The 21,921-nt window shown below is 51.2% G+C and carries 28 protein-coding genes; all 28 read left to right on the forward strand.

Annotation, left to right across the window (positions count from 1 at the left end; all coding sequences use genetic code 11):
• The first annotated feature begins 63 nt into the window (after window positions 1–63).
• The 28 genes from METH11B_RS29080 to METH11B_RS0107445 all read left to right on the forward strand — a co-directional run bounded on the left by METH11B_RS29080 (window position 64) and on the right by METH11B_RS0107445 (window position 21,839).
• The gene (locus METH11B_RS29080) at window positions 64–231 is read left to right on the forward strand and encodes a hypothetical protein (protein ID WP_155931093.1); all 168 of its coding nucleotides are present in this window, start codon (window positions 64–66) and stop codon (window positions 229–231) included.
• Window positions 228–767, forward strand: coding sequence for a deoxynucleotide monophosphate kinase family protein (locus METH11B_RS0107310; protein ID WP_026601460.1), 540 nt, complete (start codon window positions 228–230; stop codon window positions 765–767). The genes METH11B_RS29080 and METH11B_RS0107310 overlap by 4 nt, the downstream gene beginning before the upstream one ends.
• 2 nt (window positions 768–769) lie before the next feature.
• Window positions 770–3,199 carry a VapE domain-containing protein gene (locus METH11B_RS27700; protein WP_026601461.1) on the forward strand — a complete coding sequence of 810 codons (2,430 nt, stop codon included), beginning with the start codon at window positions 770–772 and terminating at the stop codon, window positions 3,197–3,199.
• Between the two features lie 417 nt (window positions 3,200–3,616).
• On the forward strand, window positions 3,617–4,048 hold the full coding sequence (locus METH11B_RS0107320; protein WP_026601462.1) for a hypothetical protein: 432 nt from the start codon (window positions 3,617–3,619) through the stop codon (window positions 4,046–4,048).
• Complete coding sequence (locus METH11B_RS0107325) at window positions 4,041–4,226, forward strand: hypothetical protein (protein WP_155931094.1); 186 nt, start codon at window positions 4,041–4,043, stop codon at window positions 4,224–4,226. The genes METH11B_RS0107320 and METH11B_RS0107325 overlap by 8 nt, the downstream gene beginning before the upstream one ends.
• Window positions 4,213–4,746 (forward strand): hypothetical protein, encoded by a 534-nt coding sequence (locus METH11B_RS0107330; protein ID WP_026601464.1) that lies wholly within the window; start codon window positions 4,213–4,215, stop codon window positions 4,744–4,746. Before METH11B_RS0107325 ends, METH11B_RS0107330 begins: the two co-directional genes overlap by 14 nt.
• Window positions 4,743–4,943 (forward strand): hypothetical protein, encoded by a 201-nt coding sequence (locus tag METH11B_RS0107335; RefSeq protein ID WP_026601465.1) that lies wholly within the window; start codon window positions 4,743–4,745, stop codon window positions 4,941–4,943. Before METH11B_RS0107330 ends, METH11B_RS0107335 begins: the two co-directional genes overlap by 4 nt.
• 250 nt (window positions 4,944–5,193) lie before the next feature.
• Window positions 5,194–5,751: a terminase small subunit gene (locus tag METH11B_RS0107340; protein ID WP_081733766.1), complete on the forward strand. Its 558-nt coding sequence runs from the start codon at window positions 5,194–5,196 to the stop codon at window positions 5,749–5,751.
• Window positions 5,735–7,198 (forward strand): hypothetical protein, encoded by a 1,464-nt coding sequence (locus METH11B_RS0107345; protein WP_026601467.1) that lies wholly within the window; start codon window positions 5,735–5,737, stop codon window positions 7,196–7,198. The genes METH11B_RS0107340 and METH11B_RS0107345 overlap by 17 nt, the downstream gene beginning before the upstream one ends.
• A gap of 8 nt (window positions 7,199–7,206) precedes the next feature.
• Window positions 7,207–7,479 (forward strand): hypothetical protein, encoded by a 273-nt coding sequence (locus METH11B_RS0107350; protein WP_026601468.1) that lies wholly within the window; start codon window positions 7,207–7,209, stop codon window positions 7,477–7,479.
• Window positions 7,479–9,131 carry a portal protein gene (locus tag METH11B_RS0107355; protein ID WP_026601469.1) on the forward strand — a complete coding sequence of 551 codons (1,653 nt, stop codon included), beginning with the start codon at window positions 7,479–7,481 and terminating at the stop codon, window positions 9,129–9,131. The genes METH11B_RS0107350 and METH11B_RS0107355 overlap by 1 nt, the downstream gene beginning before the upstream one ends.
• Entirely contained in the window at window positions 9,128–9,457 is a 330-nt protein-coding gene (locus METH11B_RS0107360) for a Bbp19 family protein (RefSeq protein WP_026601470.1), read from the forward strand. The genes METH11B_RS0107355 and METH11B_RS0107360 overlap by 4 nt, the downstream gene beginning before the upstream one ends.
• A complete protein-coding gene (locus METH11B_RS26395) occupies window positions 9,423–10,076 on the forward strand; it encodes a hypothetical protein (RefSeq protein ID WP_026601471.1) in 654 nt (217 codons plus the stop codon). The genes METH11B_RS0107360 and METH11B_RS26395 overlap by 35 nt, the downstream gene beginning before the upstream one ends.
• 9 nt (window positions 10,077–10,085) lie before the next feature.
• Window positions 10,086–11,105 carry a major capsid protein gene (locus tag METH11B_RS0107370; RefSeq protein ID WP_026601472.1) on the forward strand — a complete coding sequence of 340 codons (1,020 nt, stop codon included), beginning with the start codon at window positions 10,086–10,088 and terminating at the stop codon, window positions 11,103–11,105.
• Window positions 11,106–11,114: 9 nt separating this feature from the next.
• A complete protein-coding gene (locus tag METH11B_RS0107375; RefSeq protein WP_026601473.1) occupies window positions 11,115–11,567 on the forward strand; it encodes a Bbp16 family capsid cement protein in 453 nt (150 codons plus the stop codon).
• Window positions 11,568–11,570: 3 nt separating this feature from the next.
• Complete coding sequence (locus tag METH11B_RS0107380; protein ID WP_026601474.1) at window positions 11,571–11,822, forward strand: hypothetical protein; 252 nt, start codon at window positions 11,571–11,573, stop codon at window positions 11,820–11,822.
• Window positions 11,806–12,192: a hypothetical protein gene (locus METH11B_RS0107385; RefSeq protein WP_026601475.1), complete on the forward strand. Its 387-nt coding sequence runs from the start codon at window positions 11,806–11,808 to the stop codon at window positions 12,190–12,192. Before METH11B_RS0107380 ends, METH11B_RS0107385 begins: the two co-directional genes overlap by 17 nt.
• On the forward strand, window positions 12,176–13,804 hold the full coding sequence (locus METH11B_RS0107390) for a hypothetical protein (RefSeq protein ID WP_026601476.1): 1,629 nt from the start codon (window positions 12,176–12,178) through the stop codon (window positions 13,802–13,804). Before METH11B_RS0107385 ends, METH11B_RS0107390 begins: the two co-directional genes overlap by 17 nt.
• A gap of 45 nt (window positions 13,805–13,849) precedes the next feature.
• Window positions 13,850–14,449 (forward strand): hypothetical protein, encoded by a 600-nt coding sequence (locus METH11B_RS0107395; RefSeq protein WP_026601477.1) that lies wholly within the window; start codon window positions 13,850–13,852, stop codon window positions 14,447–14,449.
• Window positions 14,450–16,501 (forward strand): hypothetical protein, encoded by a 2,052-nt coding sequence (locus METH11B_RS0107400; protein WP_026601478.1) that lies wholly within the window; start codon window positions 14,450–14,452, stop codon window positions 16,499–16,501.
• Between the two features lie 151 nt (window positions 16,502–16,652).
• Window positions 16,653–16,898: a hypothetical protein gene (locus METH11B_RS0107405; RefSeq protein WP_026601479.1), complete on the forward strand. Its 246-nt coding sequence runs from the start codon at window positions 16,653–16,655 to the stop codon at window positions 16,896–16,898.
• Window positions 16,895–17,386, forward strand: a complete 492-nt coding sequence (locus tag METH11B_RS0107410) for a DUF7338 family protein (RefSeq protein WP_026601480.1) — start codon at window positions 16,895–16,897, stop codon at window positions 17,384–17,386. Before METH11B_RS0107405 ends, METH11B_RS0107410 begins: the two co-directional genes overlap by 4 nt.
• Before the next feature lie 6 nt (window positions 17,387–17,392).
• Entirely contained in the window at window positions 17,393–17,863 is a 471-nt protein-coding gene (locus tag METH11B_RS0107415; protein WP_155931095.1) for a hypothetical protein, read from the forward strand.
• Complete coding sequence (locus METH11B_RS26400; RefSeq protein WP_026601482.1) at window positions 17,860–18,312, forward strand: hypothetical protein; 453 nt, start codon at window positions 17,860–17,862, stop codon at window positions 18,310–18,312. Before METH11B_RS0107415 ends, METH11B_RS26400 begins: the two co-directional genes overlap by 4 nt.
• On the forward strand, window positions 18,309–18,821 hold the full coding sequence (locus tag METH11B_RS26405; protein WP_026601483.1) for a virion core protein, T7 gp14 family: 513 nt from the start codon (window positions 18,309–18,311) through the stop codon (window positions 18,819–18,821). The genes METH11B_RS26400 and METH11B_RS26405 overlap by 4 nt, the downstream gene beginning before the upstream one ends.
• A 3-nt stretch (window positions 18,822–18,824) precedes the next feature.
• Window positions 18,825–20,954 (forward strand): transglycosylase SLT domain-containing protein, encoded by a 2,130-nt coding sequence (locus tag METH11B_RS27705; protein ID WP_026601484.1) that lies wholly within the window; start codon window positions 18,825–18,827, stop codon window positions 20,952–20,954.
• 178 nt (window positions 20,955–21,132) lie between these two features.
• Window positions 21,133–21,609: a Gp49 family protein gene (locus METH11B_RS0107440; RefSeq protein WP_026601486.1), complete on the forward strand. Its 477-nt coding sequence runs from the start codon at window positions 21,133–21,135 to the stop codon at window positions 21,607–21,609.
• A 2-nt stretch (window positions 21,610–21,611) separates the two neighbouring features.
• Window positions 21,612–21,839: a hypothetical protein gene (locus METH11B_RS0107445; protein ID WP_026601487.1), complete on the forward strand. Its 228-nt coding sequence runs from the start codon at window positions 21,612–21,614 to the stop codon at window positions 21,837–21,839.
• Window positions 21,840–21,921 lie beyond the last annotated feature (82 nt).

The raw sequence follows: 21,921 nt of genomic DNA on the forward strand, positions 1-21,921 counted from the left end.
AGCGCTTAGCCTGGCTATTGCGCTGAAGGGCAATGACAAAAATGACAGAACAGGAGCGAGACGATGAGAAGGCGTTTTGATTGGGTTGATGTGTTAACCGTGTTGGTTGCGGCGTTGTTGTTGATAGGCGGGGCACTGGGATTGCTGTGCGTGGCGTCGGGCATGGGAATTAAGTTTGTGGGGAAACAGTTATTGGATGCGTTGTTGGACAGCATGAAGAAGCCGTCATGATTATCGGGTTAGCGGGTAAAAAACGCAGCGGTAAAAGCAGCGCGGCGGAGACGCTGGAACATATTGGTTTTGATGTGCTGAGTTTTGCGTACACCTTGAAACTCATGGCGCGCATTTTGATGCGCGACTGCGGCATGAATGAAGAACAGATTAAAGCGGCTCAGCAAGACAAGGAAGCGGTTATCGCTGTGCTGGGGGTTTCGTATCGGTCTTTGTGTCAAACGCTGGGCACGGAATGGGGCAGGCAATGTGTTCATGGTGATTTGTGGGTAATTGCCGCTCGGCATCGTGTTTTGATGTCGATGGAGGATCATCAGGTTTTTGAAGACGTGCGCTTTGAAAATGAAGCGACGATGATTAGAAGCCTGGGCGGGCAGATTATCCATGTGTCGCGGCCTGGGTTGGTGTTGCAAGATGACCACGCCAGCGAGGCGGGCATTGCGTTTGTGCCGGGCGATATTGAGCTGGTGAACGATGGGGACTTGGACAGCTGGTTTGACAAGGTGGCGTCTGTTGGGCATCGGTTGACGAAGTAGCCATGGCTAAAAAGATCGACTTTGCGGCGATTAATCATGCCGCGCTGGCCAGTTTTAGGACACTGTTAAGCGAGTGGCTACCGGGCGGCGAGTTCTCAGGTTCTGAGTATCGGGTGTTGAATCCTACCCGTGCCGACAACAAGAAGGGTTCGTTTTCTATTTCGACCAGCAAAGGGGTTTGGATGGATTTTGCCAGCGGTGACGCTGGATCTGATCCTGTTTCTTTGTGTGCGTATCTATTTCATAACAATGACCAAGGAGCTGCGGCGAAGGAGCTGGCCGAGCGTTTGGGCATTGACGGCAAAGCCAACACGCGGGGCCCGGTAGTTCGGGCGCAGCATCAAGCGCAAAAGGCGGGCGCGCATTCGGCGCAGGCTAAACCCAGCAATGATTCCCCTTGGCAGTCTATTTTACCGCCGGCCCATGCGCCGGAACGGCATCAGGCGCACCCGGTGCGGGGTTTTCCGGATGCGGTGTGGACTTATCGCGGCTTGGATGGCGCGGTGCTGGGGTATGTGTTTCGGTTTACGACCAGCGACGGCGGCAAGGAAATTTTGCCGTTGACTTGGTGCAAACATAAAACTACGGGTCGCGAAGAGTGGCGCTGGATGCAGTGGGCTTTGCCGCGGCCCTTGTATGGCCTTGAGCGGTTGACGATTGCCGACATCGATGACCCGAAACGGGAAATGCCGGTGCTGATTGTGGAAGGCGAAAAGTGCGCGGACGCGGCGGCCGCCCATTTGCCGGGGTATTCGGTTTTAACCTGGTCCGGTGGCAGTAAGGCGGTGGATAAGGCGGATTGGTCGGTATTGGCCGGCCGTCGGGTCATTATTTGGCCGGATTGCGACGCCCAGCGCGACAAGCACACCGAAGAACTGTTACCGGAAGACAAACAGCCGGGGATGATGGCCGCTTTGAAAGTAGCGGAACTTTTGCGCGCGCATGGTTGCCCGGTGGCGATTATGGCGATTCCTAAGCCAGGCGAAAAGCCTGGTGGTTGGGATGTAGCCGACGCGATTGCCGAAGGCATGACTACAGCTTTGGCCGAGTACATCAATCTGCGCGTGTCATTTGCGCCGGCAGCTGCCGAACTGCCACATACCCCTAGTGCCGCTTGCGCTGGCGGCAGGGGTTATGGCGATGATTCCGGTCGCAGCGGTGGCGAACCACCGGGCGATGGGCCGGATAGTGCGTGGTATCACGCTCTGGCGAAAAAGGCGCGCGGGGGTATTGAGCCCTGCCGCAGTAACGTGGCGAAGATTTTGACGATGCATCCCAAGTGGCGCGGGGTGATCGGCTACAACGAGTTTGCCCACCAAATTGAAAAGCTATTGGTGACACCCTACGGCGGTGACCAGGGCGCCTGGGAAGACCGTGACGATTTAGCGTTGGATACGTGGTTTGCTGATCAAGTGGATCTGTTGATTAAGAGCATGGCGACGATTGCGGAGGGGGTTTCCCATGCGGCGAACGCCAACCGCTATCATCCGGTTCGCCAGTACTTGGAAAACTTGCCTATTTGGGACGGTACGCCACGCCTTGACGTGTATCTGGCATGGATAACCGATAACGAGCGCACGGATTTTTTGCGCCTGGCTGGGCGGTATTTTTTGATTGCGATGGTTGCCCGGATTTTTAAGCCGGGTTGCAAGTTTGACTACATGCTGGTTCTGGAAGGTAAGCAGGGCCAGGGTAAATCCAGCTTTTTCCGGATATTAGCGGATCCGTGGTTTTCAGAAACGCCGTTCGAGATTGGCACCAACGAAGGCAACATGGCCATACAAGGTGTGTGGCTGCAAGAAATGGCCGAGATGGGCATGTTTAGCCGGTCTGAGGACACGGCGTTTAAGTCGTTCCTGGCCATTGCTAAAGACAAGTTTAGGCGGCCTTATGATCGCCGGCCGGTGGAAGCGCCACGGATTTGTATGTTTGGGGGCACCACTAACCTCGATCAGTATTTGAAAGACCAAACCGGCAACCGGCGTATTTGGCCTGTTAGATGTGCAGAGGTTGATACCGAGTGGTTAAAAGAACATCGAGAGCAGCTTTTCGCCGAAGCGATTGTAGCGTTTAAGGCCGGCGAACGGTTTTACCCTACCCGGGAAGAAGAAGAACTTTATTTTGTGCCTGAGCAAAACAGTCGGTTGGCTGTGGACGGTTGGGAAGAATTGATTGCCCTGTTTATCAGCGACCCCTCCGAGCGCTTGTGTAATTTTTACACGCCGATGGATTTGCTGATTAATGCCTGCAAAGTGGAAAAGAGCAAGATTGACGAGGCCAACCGGATGACCTCGAGGGTGGGACGGATTATGGCGAAATTGGGATGGGAACGGGTGCGAGAGACGGAAGGACGGTTTAGGCGCTGGGGTTATGTCAGGCCCGCGGCAGAACGCGTCAGGAAGGAGATTTTTAGTGATCCTTCTGCCGATTAGCGCCCTCTCCCCGCGCCCCACGCCCACGCCGTTCGCGCGGTGCAAAACAGGCTTGTCGACGTACCTGTTTGTAAAATGGCCGCAGATACGTTTTGTTAGGGTGAAATCAACCAAAGCTAGGAAACACGCGGGTTGTAGACGTCATACTTTAAACTGGTCCAAATCCACCCGGACGTCTACAGGCCACGGCTGGCGTGGCTTGTCCGGGTGGACCAGTAAAACTCGCGCGCGCGCACATGTGCACGCGCGCGCGGCATTAATTAGCTACCTATACCGAATTAGTTTCTACGTTTTTTTTATTAATTTTACTGGTCCACTAGGACAAGCCAGAGAATATAAGGGCTGTAGACGTCCGGGTGGATTTGGACCACTTTTCTACTGGTCCAGTTGCCGCCAATTTACCGAAGAGAGGATTTTATGAATTGCGAAAGCTGTAGGTTTTTTTTGGATCGGGAATTTGAAGAACCCATGTTGATGGGAATGCATGGGCAATGCAGGAGATTCCCACCGGTTTTTTTTGCATCATCTCTTAGACCTGTTTTCCCGCCTGTTTTTGCTGAATCTTGGTGTGGCGAGTATAAGCCGCGTGATGCAGTAATTGGTGCCGATGAATTGCAAAAGGTTATAGCTGATTGGCTGAAGTCACAACGTCATGACGCTTTCACGTCTGATGACATCTTGTTTGATTTAATAGCGCTTGGTCATTTACCTGTTGGATGCGACGAAGCCAAAGCTAACGCGTCTATCTGGCGAGCGATGGCGAATCTGGGTTACAAGCGAGTTAGGGGAACAAGAGGGGCTTGGCGTGCTTGGTTTTATGTGCCAGCTGAGGATGATGGCCATGACTGAGATTTTAGAAAAGCGCGGGTATCGAGATCCGCTGGATGTTTTGATTGCGATTGAAAGCGGGACGTGTGCCGGTTGTCGACATGAGGCCGAGCAGTGGGATGTGGAGTTTTGCGAGCTGGGTAATGCGTATGGCCGCAAGTGTAAGTCTTATGCGGAGGTTGAAAATGGCCAGTCCTAAACTGATTGCATTGTTATGCGCCGGCTCGCAGATGGGCAGCACGGGCGGCGGGACGAATCGGGCGGTGTTGTCGCGGTCTGAGCTGGCGGGGTTGTTGTCTGGGGCCAGTGAAGCGGCCATGGATTTTGCTTATGCGGCGTATGCCTTGGATTTGGATGCTGAGCGGATGTTAATCGCCAGGGTGCGGGTGGCTGCGGCCAACCTGGCTAATGCGCAGAAGTGGGAGATTGTGAAGGGGCGGCCTACTGTGTCTAACCTGTCGGCAATTGCGGTGTTTGAGGTGGTGCGGCCGTTGGTGCATAAAGAGTGCGGCGGCGTGGGCTGTCGGTTGTGTGGGATGACTGGCACCAAACTGCTATCGGTGCGGACGATTGCGGCGGCGGCTGGGTTGAGTAAGGATGACTTTCATCGGAACTGGCAAGATCGCTATCGGCAGATTTTGAAGATTGTTTGTGAGTTGGATGCGGAGGTGCAGGGGGTTTTGGCGCGGGCGGATAGCGGTAGAAGAGAAGCGCTATGATTTATACTGCCGACAAAAAATGCCGCTGTGTTTTGTGCGACAAAGATATTCCGGCCGGCCATAAGTACTGGAAAAAATCAGATACATCTGGCAGGCAGCACCTCAATTGCTGTGATTACGAAACGCCTATTGCGGATGCGGCGGCAGAGAAAGATTTACAAAGTCAGTTAGCGCGCCTGCGGGCTGAAATGTTTTAGTTTTAAAAAATTGACACTGCGACAAAAAACAGCTATAAATTCCCAAAATAGCAAAAGCCTGCCCGGAGACGGAGCGGGCTTTTTTTTCGGATTTTTTTCACTCGCTTTACCAGCGCGATTGTCGTGAGTCTGTGTCGATGTTTGAGCATGACTCTATGTTTACATGATGCGCGAAAATAGCTAAATCCTGCCTGTTCCAGTTGTAAATCAGTCGTTTACTGTGTCTTTTTGTTTACATTTTTAGTGCTCTATGAAAATCGTCACGCCTGATATGACTCTCGATGAATTGCGCGAGATGGTCAGCGACCGCGAGTATCAATTTTGTTTGAACATGTTGCTGACGGTTAACCAGACTAAAGCGGCGATTGATGCGGGTTTTTCTGAAAAAACAGCTAGGCAACAAGCTACTCGCTTAGTGACTACTCGTCCTGAAATCCGGCGAATATTGGCGTTATTGCGCGCTGAACGGGAAGATCGTCTGCAAATTAGGCAAGACAACGTGCTAAGGCATGTGGGGTACATCGCCTTTGCTGACCCACGCAAAGCCTACGACGAAAATAACCGACTGCTGCCGCCATCCGAATGGCCGGATGAAATCGCCTTTTCTATTTCCGCGATTAAAACGACTGAGCTGCGGGATGCTGAAGGCAATTTGATCGGGCATACCAACGAGATTAAGTTTTGGAGCAAATCCGACGCGCAGTTATTGGCCGCGCGTCATCTGGGCATGTTAAACGATAAAGTTGAAGTGTCTATGGCGGATAAGCTGGTCGAGCGTTTAGCCAGGTTGAATGATCGATCCAGTTGATCAACTGCTGGATCTGATTGTTGAGTGTCGGCACGATCCACACAAATGGAGTTTAGTCGCTTGGGATTGGGAGTTTGGCGACTTAAAGAACTTTAAGGGGCCACGGGCTTGGCAATCTGAGATTAACTGCACCATCCGCGACCACCTGAGCAATCCGGAGACGCGATTTGAGCCGCTGAAGATATCGGTGGCGTCTGGCCACGGTATTGGCAAGTCTGCCGAGCTGGGGATGTTGGTGAATTGGGCGCTGTCCACTTGTATGGACACCAAGGTGGTGGTTACTGCCAACACCCTGCCCCAGTTGAAGACTAAAACTATTCCCGAGATTAAGCGGTGGAATGCGTTATCGATCACTGCCGATTTGTTTGATACCAATGCTTTCGATATTCACTCGAAAGCGCATGAACTAGATTGGCGCTGCGATTTTGTGACTTGGAGTGAGCACAACACCGAAGCCTTTGCCGGTTTACATAACTTAGGCAAGCGGATTGTGGTGATTTTTGACGAAGCGTCGAAGATTGCCGACAAGGTGTGGGAAGTGACCGAAGGGGCGCTGACCGACGAAAACACGGAGATTATCTGGATTGCCTTCGGTAACCCGACGCTGAATAGCGGGGCTTTCCGCGAGACTCACCGCAAGATGCGGCATCGTTGGGTGCATAAGCAGATTGATAGCCGCGATGTAGAGGGCACCAATAAGACTCAGATCCAGAAATGGCTGGAAGACTGGGGCGAAGACTCTGACCCGTTCAAGATACGGGTGCGCGGCATGTTTCCGAATATGTCGGCCAAGCAGTTTATCAGTACCGAAGACGTCGACGTGGCGTTTAAGCGGTACGTGCGGCCTGAGCAGTACAGTTTTGCGCCGATTATCCTTACTTGCGATCCAGCATGGGAAGGCGATGACGTTCTAGTCATTGCGCTTCGGCAAGGTCTGTACTCGAACATCCTGCGCGTTATCCCAAAAAACGACAACGACGTGCAGATTGCCAATATCTTGGCAAATCTGGAAGACGAGCACGGCGCTGATGCGGTGTTTATTGACGGCGGCTATGGCACTGGCATTTATTCCGCCGGGCAAACCATGGGCCGGGATTGGTTGTTGGTGTGGTTTGGGGCTAAGTCGTTAGACCCTGGCTGCCTGAACAAGCGCGCGGAGATGTGGAAAGCGATGCGAGACTGGCTAAAGGCCGGTGGCGCCTTACCCGACGATAAAGAATTGTATGACGAGCTGATGGGACCGGAAACGGTACCCAGGGCAGATGGCAAGATCCAGCTGGAAAGCAAGCAAGACATGAAGCAGCGCGGCTTACCATCGCCTAACAAGGCCGACGCCTTAGCCTTGAGTTTTGCGCATCCGGTACAAAAACGGTTTAAAAATCCACACGGTCGAACAAAGTCCGCCGGCGAACAACGGCGCGATTACGATCCTTATAAATCACGATGAGAATATCCATGAAAGTTTACGTATTTGGCGTGATGCCGGTTAAGTTGCTTTGCGGCGGTGGCGGCGGTACACCCGCCGCGCCCTTGCCGCCACCTCCTCCCGCACAATTGGCAAAAACACCTGACGCCCCTACGGTTAGGGCTAACACCGCCACGCAGAACATTGGACAAGGCGGCGGTGAGGTTAAATCGACACTGATTACCGGCGGCATGGGCGATACCACGGGACTGGATAAACTCGGCAAGAAAACGTTGTTAGGCCAAGCGGCGACAGCTGGCTAATGGACAAAGCACAACAGCACAATAATCGCTGGTCTGCGCTTAAACAAGAACGTTCGTCCTGGCTTGCGCATTGGGAGGATATTTCCCGGCATTTATTGCCGCGTTCCGGGCGGTATCTGCTGACTGATCGCAACCGGGGCGAGAAAAAGCACAACCTGATTTTAGACAATACCGGCACCAAAGCCTTGCGTATTCTGGCGGCGGGCATGATGTCCGGTATGACTAGCCCATCTCGGCCTTGGTTTAAGCTGTCGGTAGTTGATCCTGATCTTGCCAAGTATCAGCCGGTGAAAATCTGGCTTGGCGAAGTAACCACCCGCGTGCAGGATACGATGGCACGCTCTAATGTGTATCGGGCCTTGCACTCTTTGTACGAAGAGCTGGGCGCGTTTGGTACGGCGTCGGCGTTTGTGGCCAATGATTTTGAAAACATTATCCACTTGCACACGTTTACTGTGGGTGAATATGCCATAGCGACCAACTTTAAAGGCGAAGTTGATACGTTGTATCGGGAATTTGAAGTAACGGTTGGGGCGCTGGTAAAAGAGTTTGGCTTAGAAGCTTGCTCTGTTGATGTGCAAAGCTGTTATCAGCGGGGCGACTATGACAAGTGGGTGACTGTTTGCCATGCCATCGAGCCACGTACCCAGCGCGATACCAGCAAGCGCGATGCCATAAATATGCCGTGGAAGTCTTGCTACTGGGAATCTGGAAAAACCAAGTCTGTGTTGCGGGACAGTGGGTTTAAATCTTACCCGTGCGTGTCGCCACGCTGGCTGACATCAGGCGGTGATATTTACGGCAGTTCGCCGGCTATGGATGCGCTGGGCGATATTATGCAATTGCAATCTGAGCAGCGCTCGAAAGGCAAAGCGATTGAATACCAAGCAGACCCACCGATTCAAGTGCCATCGAGCATGCAAAACCGCGAAGTAGATTTTTTACCCGGTGGCGTGACGTTTTACGATCCTATATCCGGCCCGCAAGGCATTAAAACGGCATTTGATGTACGGTTGGATATTCAAAGCTTAGGTGTAGATATTCAAGACATTCGCGGCCGGATACACGGCGCGTTTTTCTCTGACGTGTTTACCATGATCAGCCAACAAGACGGCCGGATGACCGCCACCGAAGTGATGGAACGGCACGAGGAAAAGATGTTGATGCTGGGCCCGGTGGTTGAGCGATTGAATAATGAATTGCTCGATCCGTTAGTAGAAACCGTGTTTGAAAGGCTATTGTCTGCCGGCGCATTGCCACCACCGCCCGAAGAATTGCAAGGCAGTGATTTAAACATTGAGTACGTGTCTATCCTGGCCCAAGCGCAAAAAATTGCGGTGGTGAATAGCGTGGATAGGTTAGTCGGCAGTATCGGACAAATATCCGCGATTAAACCGGAAGCTTTGGACAGATTCGACGCAGATTATTATGTGGAGATGATGGCCGACAAGCTGGCCGTGGATCCTAAACTGATCGTATCCGCCGAAAATGCCGCCCTGGTGAGACAACAACGCGCCAAACAAATGCAAATCGCCCAACAGCAAGCGGCTATCCAGCAAAGTGCTGAGATGGCCGCCAAAGTAGGCAGTTTGCCGACGCAACCGGGCACGATGGCCGGTGACTTTATTGAAGGGCAATTCCGCCGCGCATGAACATAGAAGATCGTCCTACCCTGGCGCAACAACGCGCACAGGCTGAACAGTCGCGCCTGTTGCAAAGCTTAAACGATGCCAAAGACCTGGAAACATTGCTGACTATGCCAGAAGGCCGGCGGTTTTTGCGCCGGGTGTTGGCTTTGTGCGGCTTGGGTGCGATTAGTTATGTCCCAGGCGATACGCACGCCACCGCGTTTAAAGAAGGCCAACGCAATATTGGGTTGTGGCTGGAAGCGCAATTGCAAGCCCAGCCTGTTTTATACCTGCAATTATTAACCGAGATTTACCATGACCGAGCAAACGCAACAAACACAAACGACTGACGCCACTACTGCTACCTCCACGGTAGATAGTGCAGCGACAACCGCAACCAGTCAAACAACCACGGGCACTGATGCTGCCGTAACTGATACCGGCACCAATACCGAATCAAATCAAACCGCTGCTGAGGCCGATGGCACTAAGACCGGTGCGCCCGAAGATTATGCTGATTTTGAATTGCCGGAGGGCGCCTTACCTGACCCGGAATTAATGACCGAGTACAAAAAAGCCGCGAAAGAAATTGGCTTAACTCAGGAACAAGCGCAAAACCTAGCGCAGATGGGCGCCAAAATGGCGGAAAAGATTACCGCCCAAGCCATGGCCGCTCATGAACAACGCGTCGCCAACTGGGAAGCGGAAACCAAAGCTGATCCGGAAATAGGCGGCGAACAGTTGCAGGCTAATCTATCCGTTATCCCACCCGTTTTAAAAGCTTTCGGCTCTGAAAACCTGGTCAATTTCATGAATGAAACCGGCATTGGTAATCATCCGGAGTTTGTTAAATTTTTCGTCAAGGTCGGTAAGGCCATGTCTGAAGATACATTGCTGCCGGGCGGCAGTACCACACCAGGCGGCCAGAAAACCCTGGCGCAAACTCTTTATCCCAATATGAACCCTTAGGAGGTTTTCATGGCACTTTTAAGCGCTGGACAGTTAACGCTGGCCGATATGTCGAAACGGCTGTCTCCGGATGGCAAAGTCGACCCTATTGCCGAGCTGTTATCACAACAATACGATATTTTGGAAGATATTGTTTACAAGGAAGCTAATCAACCTACCAGTCACGTTGTCAGCGTCCGTACTGGATTGCCCGGCGTTTACTGGCGTGCGTATAACCAAGGCGTGCCATCCAGCAAGTCGACCACTGCGCAGGTTACAGAACCTTGCGCGATGCTGGAAGCCCGCTCCCACATCGACGCGAAGCTGCTGAATCTTAATGGCAATAGCGCCGCGTTTCGTTTATCTGAAGAATCGCCATTTATCGAAGCTATGTCACAAGAGATGGTTGGCAAGCTGTTTAACGGCAATGTAGGCGTCGATCTTAAAACGTTTTCTGGTTTTGCTACGCGTTTCAGCTCTACGTCTGCCGGCAATGGTCAAAACGTCATTCTCGCCGGTGGTTCTGGCTCCGATAATGCCTCCATGTATTTGGTGGTTTGGGGTGAGCAAACGGTATTTTGTCCGTTTCCAAAAGGCTCAAAAGCGGGTTTGCAAAATCGCGATCTGGGTGAAGAGTCTGTGCAAGACGCGTCTGGTAACTACTATCAGGCCGCACGTTCCTTGTTCCAATGGGATGCCGGCTTGGTGGTGAAAGATTGGCGCTATGTGGTGCGAATTGCCAATATCGACGTATCGGATTGGGTAGGTGTGACCGGCACCCAAGCGGCTACTGCATCGACCAACTTGATCAAGTTGATGATGCGCGCGATTGCCCGTATCCCTAACTTCCAAATGGGCCGCGCGGCGTTTTACGCCAACCGCTCAATTCAAGAAGGCTTAATGATCCAAGCGCTGGAAAAATCCAGCAGCGCATTGGGAATTAAAGACGCCTTAACTCAGTTTGGGCAAACCATGAAACAACTTGAGTTTATGGGTGTTCCAGTGCGTGGTGTTGATCAATTGGGCATCGCCGAAACTTTGGTATCTTAAGGAGTCCACATGATTACCGACGCATTATTACAATTATCATTCGCGCAAGCGGTTACCTCCACTGCGGTATCTACTAACACCATCGATTTAAGCCAGGCGCGTGATATTGGCCAGGGCGGTGATTTGTATGCCGTGTTTACCGTTGACGAAGCAGCGACGGCATCAGGATCCGCCACTGTGACGTTTCAAATTATCAGTTCGGCGGCGGCTAATTTATCTTCGCCCACGGTGTTGATCGAAACTGCCCCTATTGCCAAGACTGAATTGACGCTGGGCCGTGACCCGATTGCTATTTGCATCCCGGAAAGCTTTTTGGCTGCTCAGCCTATCGGCCAACGCTATCTTGGCGTGCAATACACTGTCGCCACTGGCCCTTTGACTGCCGGTAAGTTTTCTTGCGCTATCACGGATAGCGAAGTATCGGTTGGCAAAAACTATGCATCTGGCTTTAGTGTGGTGTAGATCATGCTTGAATACATTGCACATACCAAGACTTGGCTAAGTCACGAAAACCGCATGGCCGAAGCCGGCGAGAAATTTACCACCACGTTTCCGGAAGGCATGAAGTTGTCGGGGAATATTGAGTTGGTAGGCGGTCAGCGTAAGCCACGCAGACCTAGGGAATCCGCGCCGGAAATTATTACCGGCAACGACGACACGGGCGCTGATGATACTGGCGGCGAGGAAACCGGCGGCGACGATGACGGTAGTAACTGAGCTGGGCAAGCCAGAAATGTGGGCGAATGAGGGCGGGCTTTATGGCTTAGTCATCTTCGCCCTTTTTGTTGTGCTGTTGTTTTTGTTTGGCGTGTTGTTTTTTTACGCCAGGATGCTGCCGAAGGTGTTGGATAACCATCGGTGCGACCTGGAAAAGATTATGGATATGCACGCCAAAGAACGGTTTGAATGGGGTCGGATAACCGACTCCAGGCAACAGGAAAGCAATATACGACAACAAGAAACTAACGCAGCCATTAACGCGATGAACATGGCAATCAACGCCATGGCTGTGGCACTTGAAAAAATCGCCCGCCGCCATCGGGCCTATGATGATGAAACGGCAGAGGTGGATGATGAGCGGGTATAAGACGGGGAATACGGCGAATTTGTATGATGAGAAAACGGGCGCGCCTATTGGCCTGATTGGCTTAGATGGACGCGAATATAAGTCATTAATTGATTACAAAAAAGGGCTGACCATTGCCATTCTTGGCTGCTCTACTGTTCATTACGGAGCGCCAAAGAATCCAGTAGGCTTTGCTACATGGTCCATTGGTGACACAAAAGTCGCTGGTAATACGGTTATTCCTAGGCAAGTTGATTTGAGCGCAGGATTTTGGCCTCACCTGTATTACACCTGTATGCAAGGCGGTGTTGTTGGTGAGCTGGAACCTGTTTGGCCGACAACTATCGGAGAGACCGTCAAGGATGGCAATGTTATTTGGCAATGTACCGATGTGCGGACTAATTTTGATGTAAATGACACGCCAGCGTGGGGGGTTAATCACTGGAATATAGCGCAGCAACTAAGTGGGCAGCGATTGGATGAGATTTACATCAACGGACAATCAGGGAAAAAATGTCAAGACATCCTTAAATATCTTGATAGAGCTATAAGCAAAAACCCTGATGTAATTTATCTGTCACATATGTTTGTAAACGATGCGGGCGGGGTTTCGTCTCTTGCAGACATTCAATCAGATTGGGATGCTTTCGAGGCGGCCGTTGATAAGTGCCGAGCGGCTGGGATTAAAGTTATGACAGATACTACTTTGCCTAACGGTGCTATAGATGTATCTAACCCATTAGTGCCTTTTACTGGGTATACGAAAGGAAACGGCACAAAAGCCTGGAACTGGCTAAATGCAAAGCTGAAAGAGCTGGCAAGGCTACGCACTGATGTGATTTTGTGGGATGCTGCTGGCGTTTATCTTGATCCAAACAATGCGTCAACTATTGGTCCTTGGCCTGAAAACACTGTCACCTATTTGGTTGCATCTGGTTCCAACAATAAAAAAACAGATGGCGTACATGGCTATATTTCAGGCATGTACTTACTGGGCGCTTCATTGGCTCAAGTTATTTCAGACAATTTTCCAAAGGTTAATCGATTCAGTATGTCTAAAGACGATTGGGCGATTAGTATCAACCCGCTAAACGGCGGCACTGGCACGCCTTCCGCGCCTGGCACAGGAACAACGGCGGCTAATATGTCATTGGCATCTAATGGCACTGTAAACAGCTCGGTGTGTTCTCAAGTGGCAAGAACAGACATATCTGGTAACTGGGTGCAGGTCGTTTACGATGCAAGTGCGGGTAACACAGTTCAATATAGCAACACAACTGGAGTAAATGTTGGAGGAAATTTTAACGTGGGCGATAAAATTCAAGCCTTCGGAGAGATTAAAGTTAATGCTAACCCGACATTGCTAAAAAATGTTTATGTGGCATCGCGCTGCTCGGGCGGCACTCCTGGCTTTAGCAACTCAACAAAACTAGCCTCAACCGATCAAGATTTGGGTCAGATGATAACGGTAGATCAGGTTTTTACGCTTAAAGATTTGCCACGCAAGATTCCGGCTGGCACCACGACAATCTCGCATTATCTATATGCTGAGTTTCGCGGCACTTCAGTTGGCACGGTGTCATTTGGGCGTCTTGGTATTAACAAAATTGGCGCTGTTCAAGCGATTGCATGATAGCTGCGGCTGATTTGATTAGTACAAGCTTAAAAAGATAAACCAATGACAACCCAAATCGACATCTGCAATCTCGCTCTGGGCCGCTTAGGCGACGAAGCAACCGTATCCAGCATTGATCCGCCGGACAACTCCGTCCAGGCCAACCATTGCAGCCGTTTATACCCCATTGTTTTGTTAGCCGCGTTGGACCAACACAATTGGCGTTTTGCTACGCGGCGGTTTTTATTGCCGACGCGCAGTAATGAGGCCGACGAGTGGCAGTATTGTTATGGCATACCATCCGATTATGTGAGCCTGATTAAGTTAACGACTGATGGCATTGATGAAGTTGACGAGTACAGCATTGAAATTGCCTCTGATGATACCCAAGTACTGTACGCCAATGTCGAAGCGGTAACCTTGGTTTATTGTTCGTCTGACGTATCGCCCGCGCGTTTCTCGCCGGCGTTTACTGAGTATTTTTCGGCATTGCTGGCCAGTCATTTGGCTGGGCCATTGTTGAAGGGTGACGTGGGCGCGTCTGCATCTGGCAAGTTTCTGGAGTTATCGCGCGCTTTGCTGGGCCCGGCTATCGAGCGTGATGGGCAAAATTACCGGAAAAAGTCCGGTTATACGCCTAAACATATCGCTGCCAGACAATAAATGGCAACGACACGGGTTTTGCGCAATGCCTTGAGCGGTGGGGAAATTTCCCCGCGCCTGGCCGGCCGGATGGATGTTGCTAAGTTTCAAACGGGATTGGCGATGTGTAAGAACTTTATTCCTTTGCCGCATGGTTCGGCGATGAACCGGCCGGGCACGCGGTTTGTGCGAGAGACTAAGACGTCAGCGGCGGCGAGTCGCTTGATCCCCTTTGTGTTTAGTACCACGCAAGCCTTTGCCATTGAAATGGGCGCCGGGTATTTTCGCTTTCATACTAATGGCGGCACTTTAATGAGTGGCGCATCGCCTTATGAAATTAGCAACCCGTATGCCGCCGGGGATTTGTTTGATGTGCGGTTTACGCAGTCTGGCGACGTTATCACACTGACACACCCGACATATGCGCCAAGGGAACTCAAGCGGATAAGCAATTTAAACTGGACGCTAACCGCTATCGCCTTTGCTTCACAAACCCCAGCGCCAACCGGGGCAACGGCGATAGCTACCACGGCCACTCCTGGCACGAATAAAGATTACAACTATAAAATCACAGCGCTGAACAGTCGTGGTTTTGAAGAGTCTTTAGGCTCTGCGGTGTCCAATACCGTGGCCAACGATCTAACCATTCAAGGCAATTACAACACGATCAGCTGGGTGGGCGTGAGTGGCGCGACCATGTACAACGTGTACAAATCGGCGAATGGGGCATGGGGTTACATTGGGCAAACGGCGGCCACGTCGATGGTTGACGACAACATCATTGCCGACATGACGCGCACCTTGCCGATTAACGAGAATCCTTTGTCCTCGGCGAACAATTACCCGACTGCGGTGGGTTATTTTGAACAGCGTCGAGTATTTGGCGGCACGTATAGCGAACCGATGAATGTTTGGACCACGCAAAGCGGTTCTGACTACAACATGAATTACACGATCCCTAGCCAGGACAGTGACGCATTGCGGTTCCGGATGATGGCTAATCGATCAGACATTATTCGGCATATCGTGCCGCTGCAAGATTTGGTGATTTTGACCGCCGCTAACGAATGGCGGGTGTCATCGGGGAATACCGGCGTGTTAACGCCCGCCACATTGGTGATTAAAGCGCAGTCGCAAAACGGCGCATCCAACGTGCAACCGGAAGTAATCGGCACACGTTTGATTTACGAGAGTGCGCAAGGCGGGCACATTCGAGAGCTGTTTTATGACTGGCAAAGCCAAAGCTATCAAACCGGCGATTTAAGCTTGTTGGCTACGCACTTGTTTGATCGGCTGACTATCCGCGACATGGCCTATAGCCGCGCGCCGTGGCAAGTGTTGTGGTGTATCAGTTCCAACGGTAAGTTGCTGGGCATGACGTATGTGCCCGAGCAGGACGTGATGGGCTGGCATCAACACGCAACAGACGGCGAGTACGAAAGCTGTTGCACGATTACCGAAAACGGCGCGGATGTGCTGTATGTCGTCGTTAAACGCACGATTAACGGCAGCACCAAACGCTACGTGGAAATGCTGGATTTACGCAATCCAGCCAGCCAATCAGATGCTTTCTTTGTCGATTGCGGCCTGACTTACAGCGGCGCGGCGGCTACCGTGATCAGCGGTTTATCGCACCTGGAGGGCAAAACCGTTTCGATCCTGGGTGATGGGGCCGTTATGGTGCCTAAAACTGTGAGCAGTGGACAAATCGCGTTAGAGCATCCCGTGGCAAAAGCGCAAGTGGGCTTGCCTATCACGGCTGATTTAAAAACCCTGCCAACATGGTTTCAGGATCCTACGATGGGCCAAAGCCGGGTTAAGAATGTGAATAAAGTCTGGGTGAATGTGTTGGATTCCGGGCCGTTTTGGGCGGGCCCGAGCGAAGACAAATTGACACCTATTAAGCAACGCTCGTTTGAGCCACCAGGCACGCCGCCGGCTTTACGTTCTGGAGAGGTAGATTTGGTGGTGGCTGGTGACTGGAATCAAACCGGCCAAGTGATGATCAGGCAAACGGACCCCTTGCCGATTGAAGTGCTGTATATCGCGGCTGAAGTAGCGGTGGGCGGTTAAGCATGTGGCGATTGTTATGGCTTGCCTGCATGCTTTTTGCATCGGGATGCTATCAGCCGCCGGCTACTCAGCACATTATTAATATCACCCCGCACAAAGACCCAAAACACCCTATTCCCCCACCAAAAGGCTGGATTTATGAGGCTAAACGATGATGTACGTATTTATATTTATCGCGCAGATGGCTTCTTCGCTTTTGCGAACATCATCAATTATCGCGGTTGTAAAAAATAATCGAGTTAAATTTTTGACCGTTACAGCAATCAGCGACTTATTGTTTTACTCAGTAACAGCCAGCGTAACAAAAATGGTAATAGATGGCAGTTATTTATCAATCGGCTTTGCTGTATTTGGCGGAATATTTGGCAATATAATTGCTGTAGGAGTTAAAAAATGATGTTTTTACGCTGGTTTTTATATTTTATTCCGCATTTTGCCGTATTTCTAGCGCGCTACCCTGCCGCACCGTTGGCAATCTTGTTTTTCAGTTCTGATGATAAGCGAACCCTAACCGGTTGGCGCTGGTTAGTGACCATCGACAATGATTTAGGTGGTGATGATGATTGGCGTAACAAGCATATTAAACCGGGCAGTAATCCTTATAGCTTTTGGAATCGAATGCGTTGGTTATGGAAAAACGGCGGAAATCGGTTTAACCACGAAAGACTAGGCATGCCAGTTGATAGCTTATTTGTCTGGATGCATTCACAGCAACAAGCTAATCAATCGTTTTGGCAACGCTCGGACGGGGTTTGGCAATGGCGAGCAACAAAAAAAGTATTTGGTCGGATGTGGACGCCTTATATTGGTTGGGCGCTATTTGGCGCCAAAAATGGCATATGCAGTTTTAAAGCGACTTTTCTGCGGCTTGAAAAAATCGATTGATACCGGATGCCAGGATTAATACTTCGACAACCTATTGAATCTGACATTATCTATCTGGCCGAACACATGCGCGACGTCGACAAAGCCGAGCTTCTGGTGACCTACGGCCAGGAGCCGGAAGAAGCGATAAGAGCATCATTAAAGCGCACCGAGCCTTATTACCAGCTAACCGCAGAATATGACGGGCAAATGCTGTGCATGTGCGGTTGTGCGTCGATGTCGCTGGTGTCGCCTGTGGGTTATCCCTGGCTGCTGTGTACCGATGCCATGAGCAAACATATCAAGCGGCTGACGATTCACGCCAAACCTTGGCTGGCTATCATGTTGAACCGTTGGCCGATGTTGACCAACGTAATTGATGTTCGCAATCGAGACACCATGCGCTGGCTGGCGTTGCTGGGTTTTGAATTTACCGACACCACGCCGCTGGTACCGGGTTATCCGTTGCGGCGGTTTACGATGCATAGGGCAATATGAACGCTTTACAACAAAATACCAATACCAGCATCGATTATCGACAGGCTATTCAAACCGCCGAAGATGTTATGAAGACTTTGCCGCAAGTCACATTAGAAGTGGTACATCATTTTTCGCCGGGTATTTATGCGCGCGAGATCCGGATACCCGCCGGCGTAGCGTTAACTGGGCACATTCATAAAACAGAACATTTATGCATTATATCGGCCGGATTGATTGAGATTGCCGATGATAACGGTGTGAAGCTGATTTGTGCGCCTTATACCTTTATTTCAAAGCCTGGCGATAAAAGATTGGGGGTAACTTTGGCCGATACCGTTTTTACAACCATTCACGCAACTGATAAAACCAATATAGAAGAGCTGGAATCTGATTTGGTATGCGCTTCTCATGAAGAATATGAACGATTTTTCATTGAACAAAACAAGATTATTGAGGGCATTCAATGAGTTTTGCTATCACCGCCGTCGCGATTGCCGCCATTGGTGCCGGTCTAAGTGCCTATAGTGCATCAGAACAAGCCTCAGCTCAAAAGAAAGCCGCCAATTACCAAGCCCAAGTCGATGCCAATAACGCCAAGATAGCCGCCTGGAACCGCAGCGATGCTTTGCAACGTGGCGAGATTGATGCCCAGAACGCCATGCGTGAGCAATCGCAGCTGGTAGGTAGACAGCGGGCAGCATTGGCGGCGAATGGGGTGGATGTGACGCAAGGCTCGGCACTGGATCTATTAGCCAGCACGCAGTTTTTAGGCCAGCAGGAAGTCAACACCATCCAAAGCAATGCCGCGCGGGAGGCTTGGGGTTATGACGTGCAAGGCAGCAATTACCAAAGCAGTGCCGGGTTTGAGCGTTGGAAAGCGAAAAACGCCAACCCTGGCAAAGCGGCGGCTATGGCCGGCGCGTCTTCGCTGATCAGTTCCGCGTCGATGTATGCCTCTGCAAAAAAGGCCGCGTAAGTTATGGCATTAAAAGTACCTGTTGCCGATGTTGGCGGCACTAAACAAGCCGGTTTGCCTGGGGTAAGGCAGCAAGGCAGTTTTACCGCAGCCGACTTTACCAATCAAACCGAAATGATGGGCTTAGAGGCGGCGAGCAATGCCCTGCAAAACGTGCAGCGCGTGTCGATGTCGTTAATGGCTAAAGAGATCGATGATGCTAATCGCTTGCGAGTTAGAGACGCTGCAAACCAGTTAACCCAGTTTGATCAAGATTCTGCCTTTTCGGAAAACGGTTGGCGCAACCAGACCGGCGCGGCGGTGTTTAGCCAGGAGAACAGCAAACCGCTGACTGATAACGTGCTGGAAAGCCGCCAGGAGCGCATCAATACCTTGATGCAAAGCTTGGGCAACGATACCCAGCGCTTGGCGTTTAAAGAACATGCGGACAGTACCGGGCTGCAATTGCGCGGGCATTTAATGGGCCATGAGGCCGAGCAGCATCGTGTTTACAAGCGCGGTGTTCTGTCAGCCGGCATTGATAGCGCCTCTCGCAATATGGCGTTGTACTACAACGATCCTGAGCAATTGCGCACCTCTATCGACAGCATTGCCCAATACAGCAAAGATTTGGGCCACCTGGAACACGGTAGCGAAGAGATAGGCATTGAGAACGGTAAACGGCAAATATCCAGTGCGATAAGCGCCGCTATCGAAGCCAGCTTGGCCCAAAGCGACCACGCCAGCGCCACGCGCATTCTGCACGACTTCAGCAAAGACATGGACAGCAATTCCATGTTGAAAGCGTACAAGCTGATCACCGACGAACAAGAGCGGCGGACCGCCTTGGACGTTGGCCAAGTCGTGATTGGTGAACTGTATCCACGCATGCAAACCGGCGACGGTGACCGGGCGTTTAATATCTTATTGGGGGCGGAATCCGGCGGCCGGCAGTTTGATAAAACCGGCGCGCCTATTACCAGTCCGAAAGGCGCAACAGGCATTGCCCAAGTCATGCCCGACACCGGTCCGGAAGCGGCCAAGTTGGCCGGGGTGCCTTGGGATGAAAACCGCTTTAGAACCGATGCCGATTACAACATGGCTTTAGGCAAAGCTTATTTTGGCAAGCAGCTGACCGATTTTAAAGGCGACTTGGCCAAGGCTTACGCGGCTTACAATTCCGGCCCAGCGGCCACACAAGCGGCCATTATGAAAGGCGGCGCCAATTGGCTGGCCCAACTACCTACCGAAACCCAACAGTACGTCAGCAAGAACATGAACGCCTTCGCCGCTGGCCAAGGCCAATATGAGCGCCCTACCTTGCAAGATGCCCAACAAGCCGCCCTGGACAAGCTAGGCCCAAACCGCAGCGCGTCTTTGGAAAAAGAAACCTTGGCCGTGGTCGAAAAGCACTACAACGAGCAAACCAAAGCCATCAAACAGCGCGAAGAAGAAGCCACGGGCAATGCCATGCGGCAGATATTAGCCAACGGTGGCAAGTGGTCAGACTTACCGGCGCAAGTGCGCGGCCAGGTGCCGGTGAATGACGTTGAAAAAGTGATGAACTTTGCCAAGCGCGTGAACGCCGGCGAACCTATCGAAACCGACTGGGGCTTGTATTACCGGTTTAAAACCGACGAGCGCTTATTGATGGGCAGTAACTTGATGGCCTTCCGCGACAAGCTGGGCGATTCTGAATTTAAGCAGTTGACCGAAGAACAGCAAAAGCTAGGCAACCGCAGCGAAACCACCTTAACGCAACTGCGCACACCCAAACAAATCATCGATCAATTCATGGTCGAGGCCGGCATTGATCCCACACCCAAGGAAGGCGACAAGGACGGCGCGGCCAAAGTGGGCAAGATTTGGAGCACGTTTGAAAACCGAGTGAAAGCCGCCGAGCAGGACAAAGGCAAAAAGCTGGATAGTGAAGAAATGCGCAAGGTGGCGGCTCAATTGTTTACCAGCGTTAAAGTGAAAGGCTTGTTGTTCAGCAGCGAAAAGCCGGCGGCCTTGGTTGATTTAAAAGAAGTGAAAGTACCGGACGCCGAACGTAAAGCGATTATCGACGCCTGGCGCCAAGCTCGCCCTGATCGGCAAATTACCGAGCAGGATATTTTTACCATGTATGCCCGGAATAAGGGCTTGATGTAACGCATGACCCAAGGCGAAGCGGATAGGCTGTGGTTTTTGCAGTTCTTTCCGGATGCCAGTGAAAACGATATTGAATGGTTTTTGGAACGCGTCGGTATCCGCTGTGATAGCGGGTTTAATTCTATGCAGGCGCGGAATTTGACGCATAGCGAATTTTTAATAAAGAGGAAGATAGCCCATGAGTGATAGTGAAATTGAAAAAATGATTGTTGATAAAGGCCTGACGGCTCCGCGCGTGACGCCTGGAGACATCGAGGCGAATATCAGCGAGGAACATTATTTCACAGGTGATGCAGGACATGATGCTGTTAGGTTTTCGTGGCTTTTTGCAGACCATGAAGACCCGTTAGAGCTTGCAGCCGCAAGGGAATTGCAGGAGCGAGCGAGTGTGATGAGTTTATCTGCAATTCGGACTGACATTGATATTGCAATGGGGCGGGACGGGAACAAATGGAGTTTTGATTCATTAGGCCTTTTGACGTACTGCACCTTGGTCTTGCAAAACGGTTTCACTGTTACAGGCGAAAGCGCATGCGCTAGCCCTGAAAACTTTGACGCAGAAGTGGGCCGCAAAATTGCGCGGCAAAATGCAATCAACAAAATCTGGCCGCTGATGGGGTATGAATTAAAACAAAGGATTTTTGAAGCTTCTTGAAAATGAGTGAAATTTTACAATTCAAGCATAAAAACGCCGCGATTGATCCTGATGTGGTGCTGCAAGAAGCGCAAGGCAATTATGAAAGCGTTATCGTCATAGGGTTTGACAAGCATGAAGCGCTAGATTGCCGGGCGTCTCTCAATTTAAGCCAAGCTGAAATCCATTGGATGGTGTCGGTATTTATGCACAAACTTTTAGCCGGCGATTATTCGGCTGACGACGATTAAGCTAAGCACGCTTCCCGGTCTTTTATTCGCCACCCATCACCACAAACTTTTTGCCAATATCGGTTTTTTATTTCCTTACGGT

The organism is Methylomonas sp. 11b (assembly GCF_000515215.1).
Lineage (GTDB): Bacteria > Pseudomonadota > Gammaproteobacteria > Methylococcales > Methylomonadaceae > Methylomonas.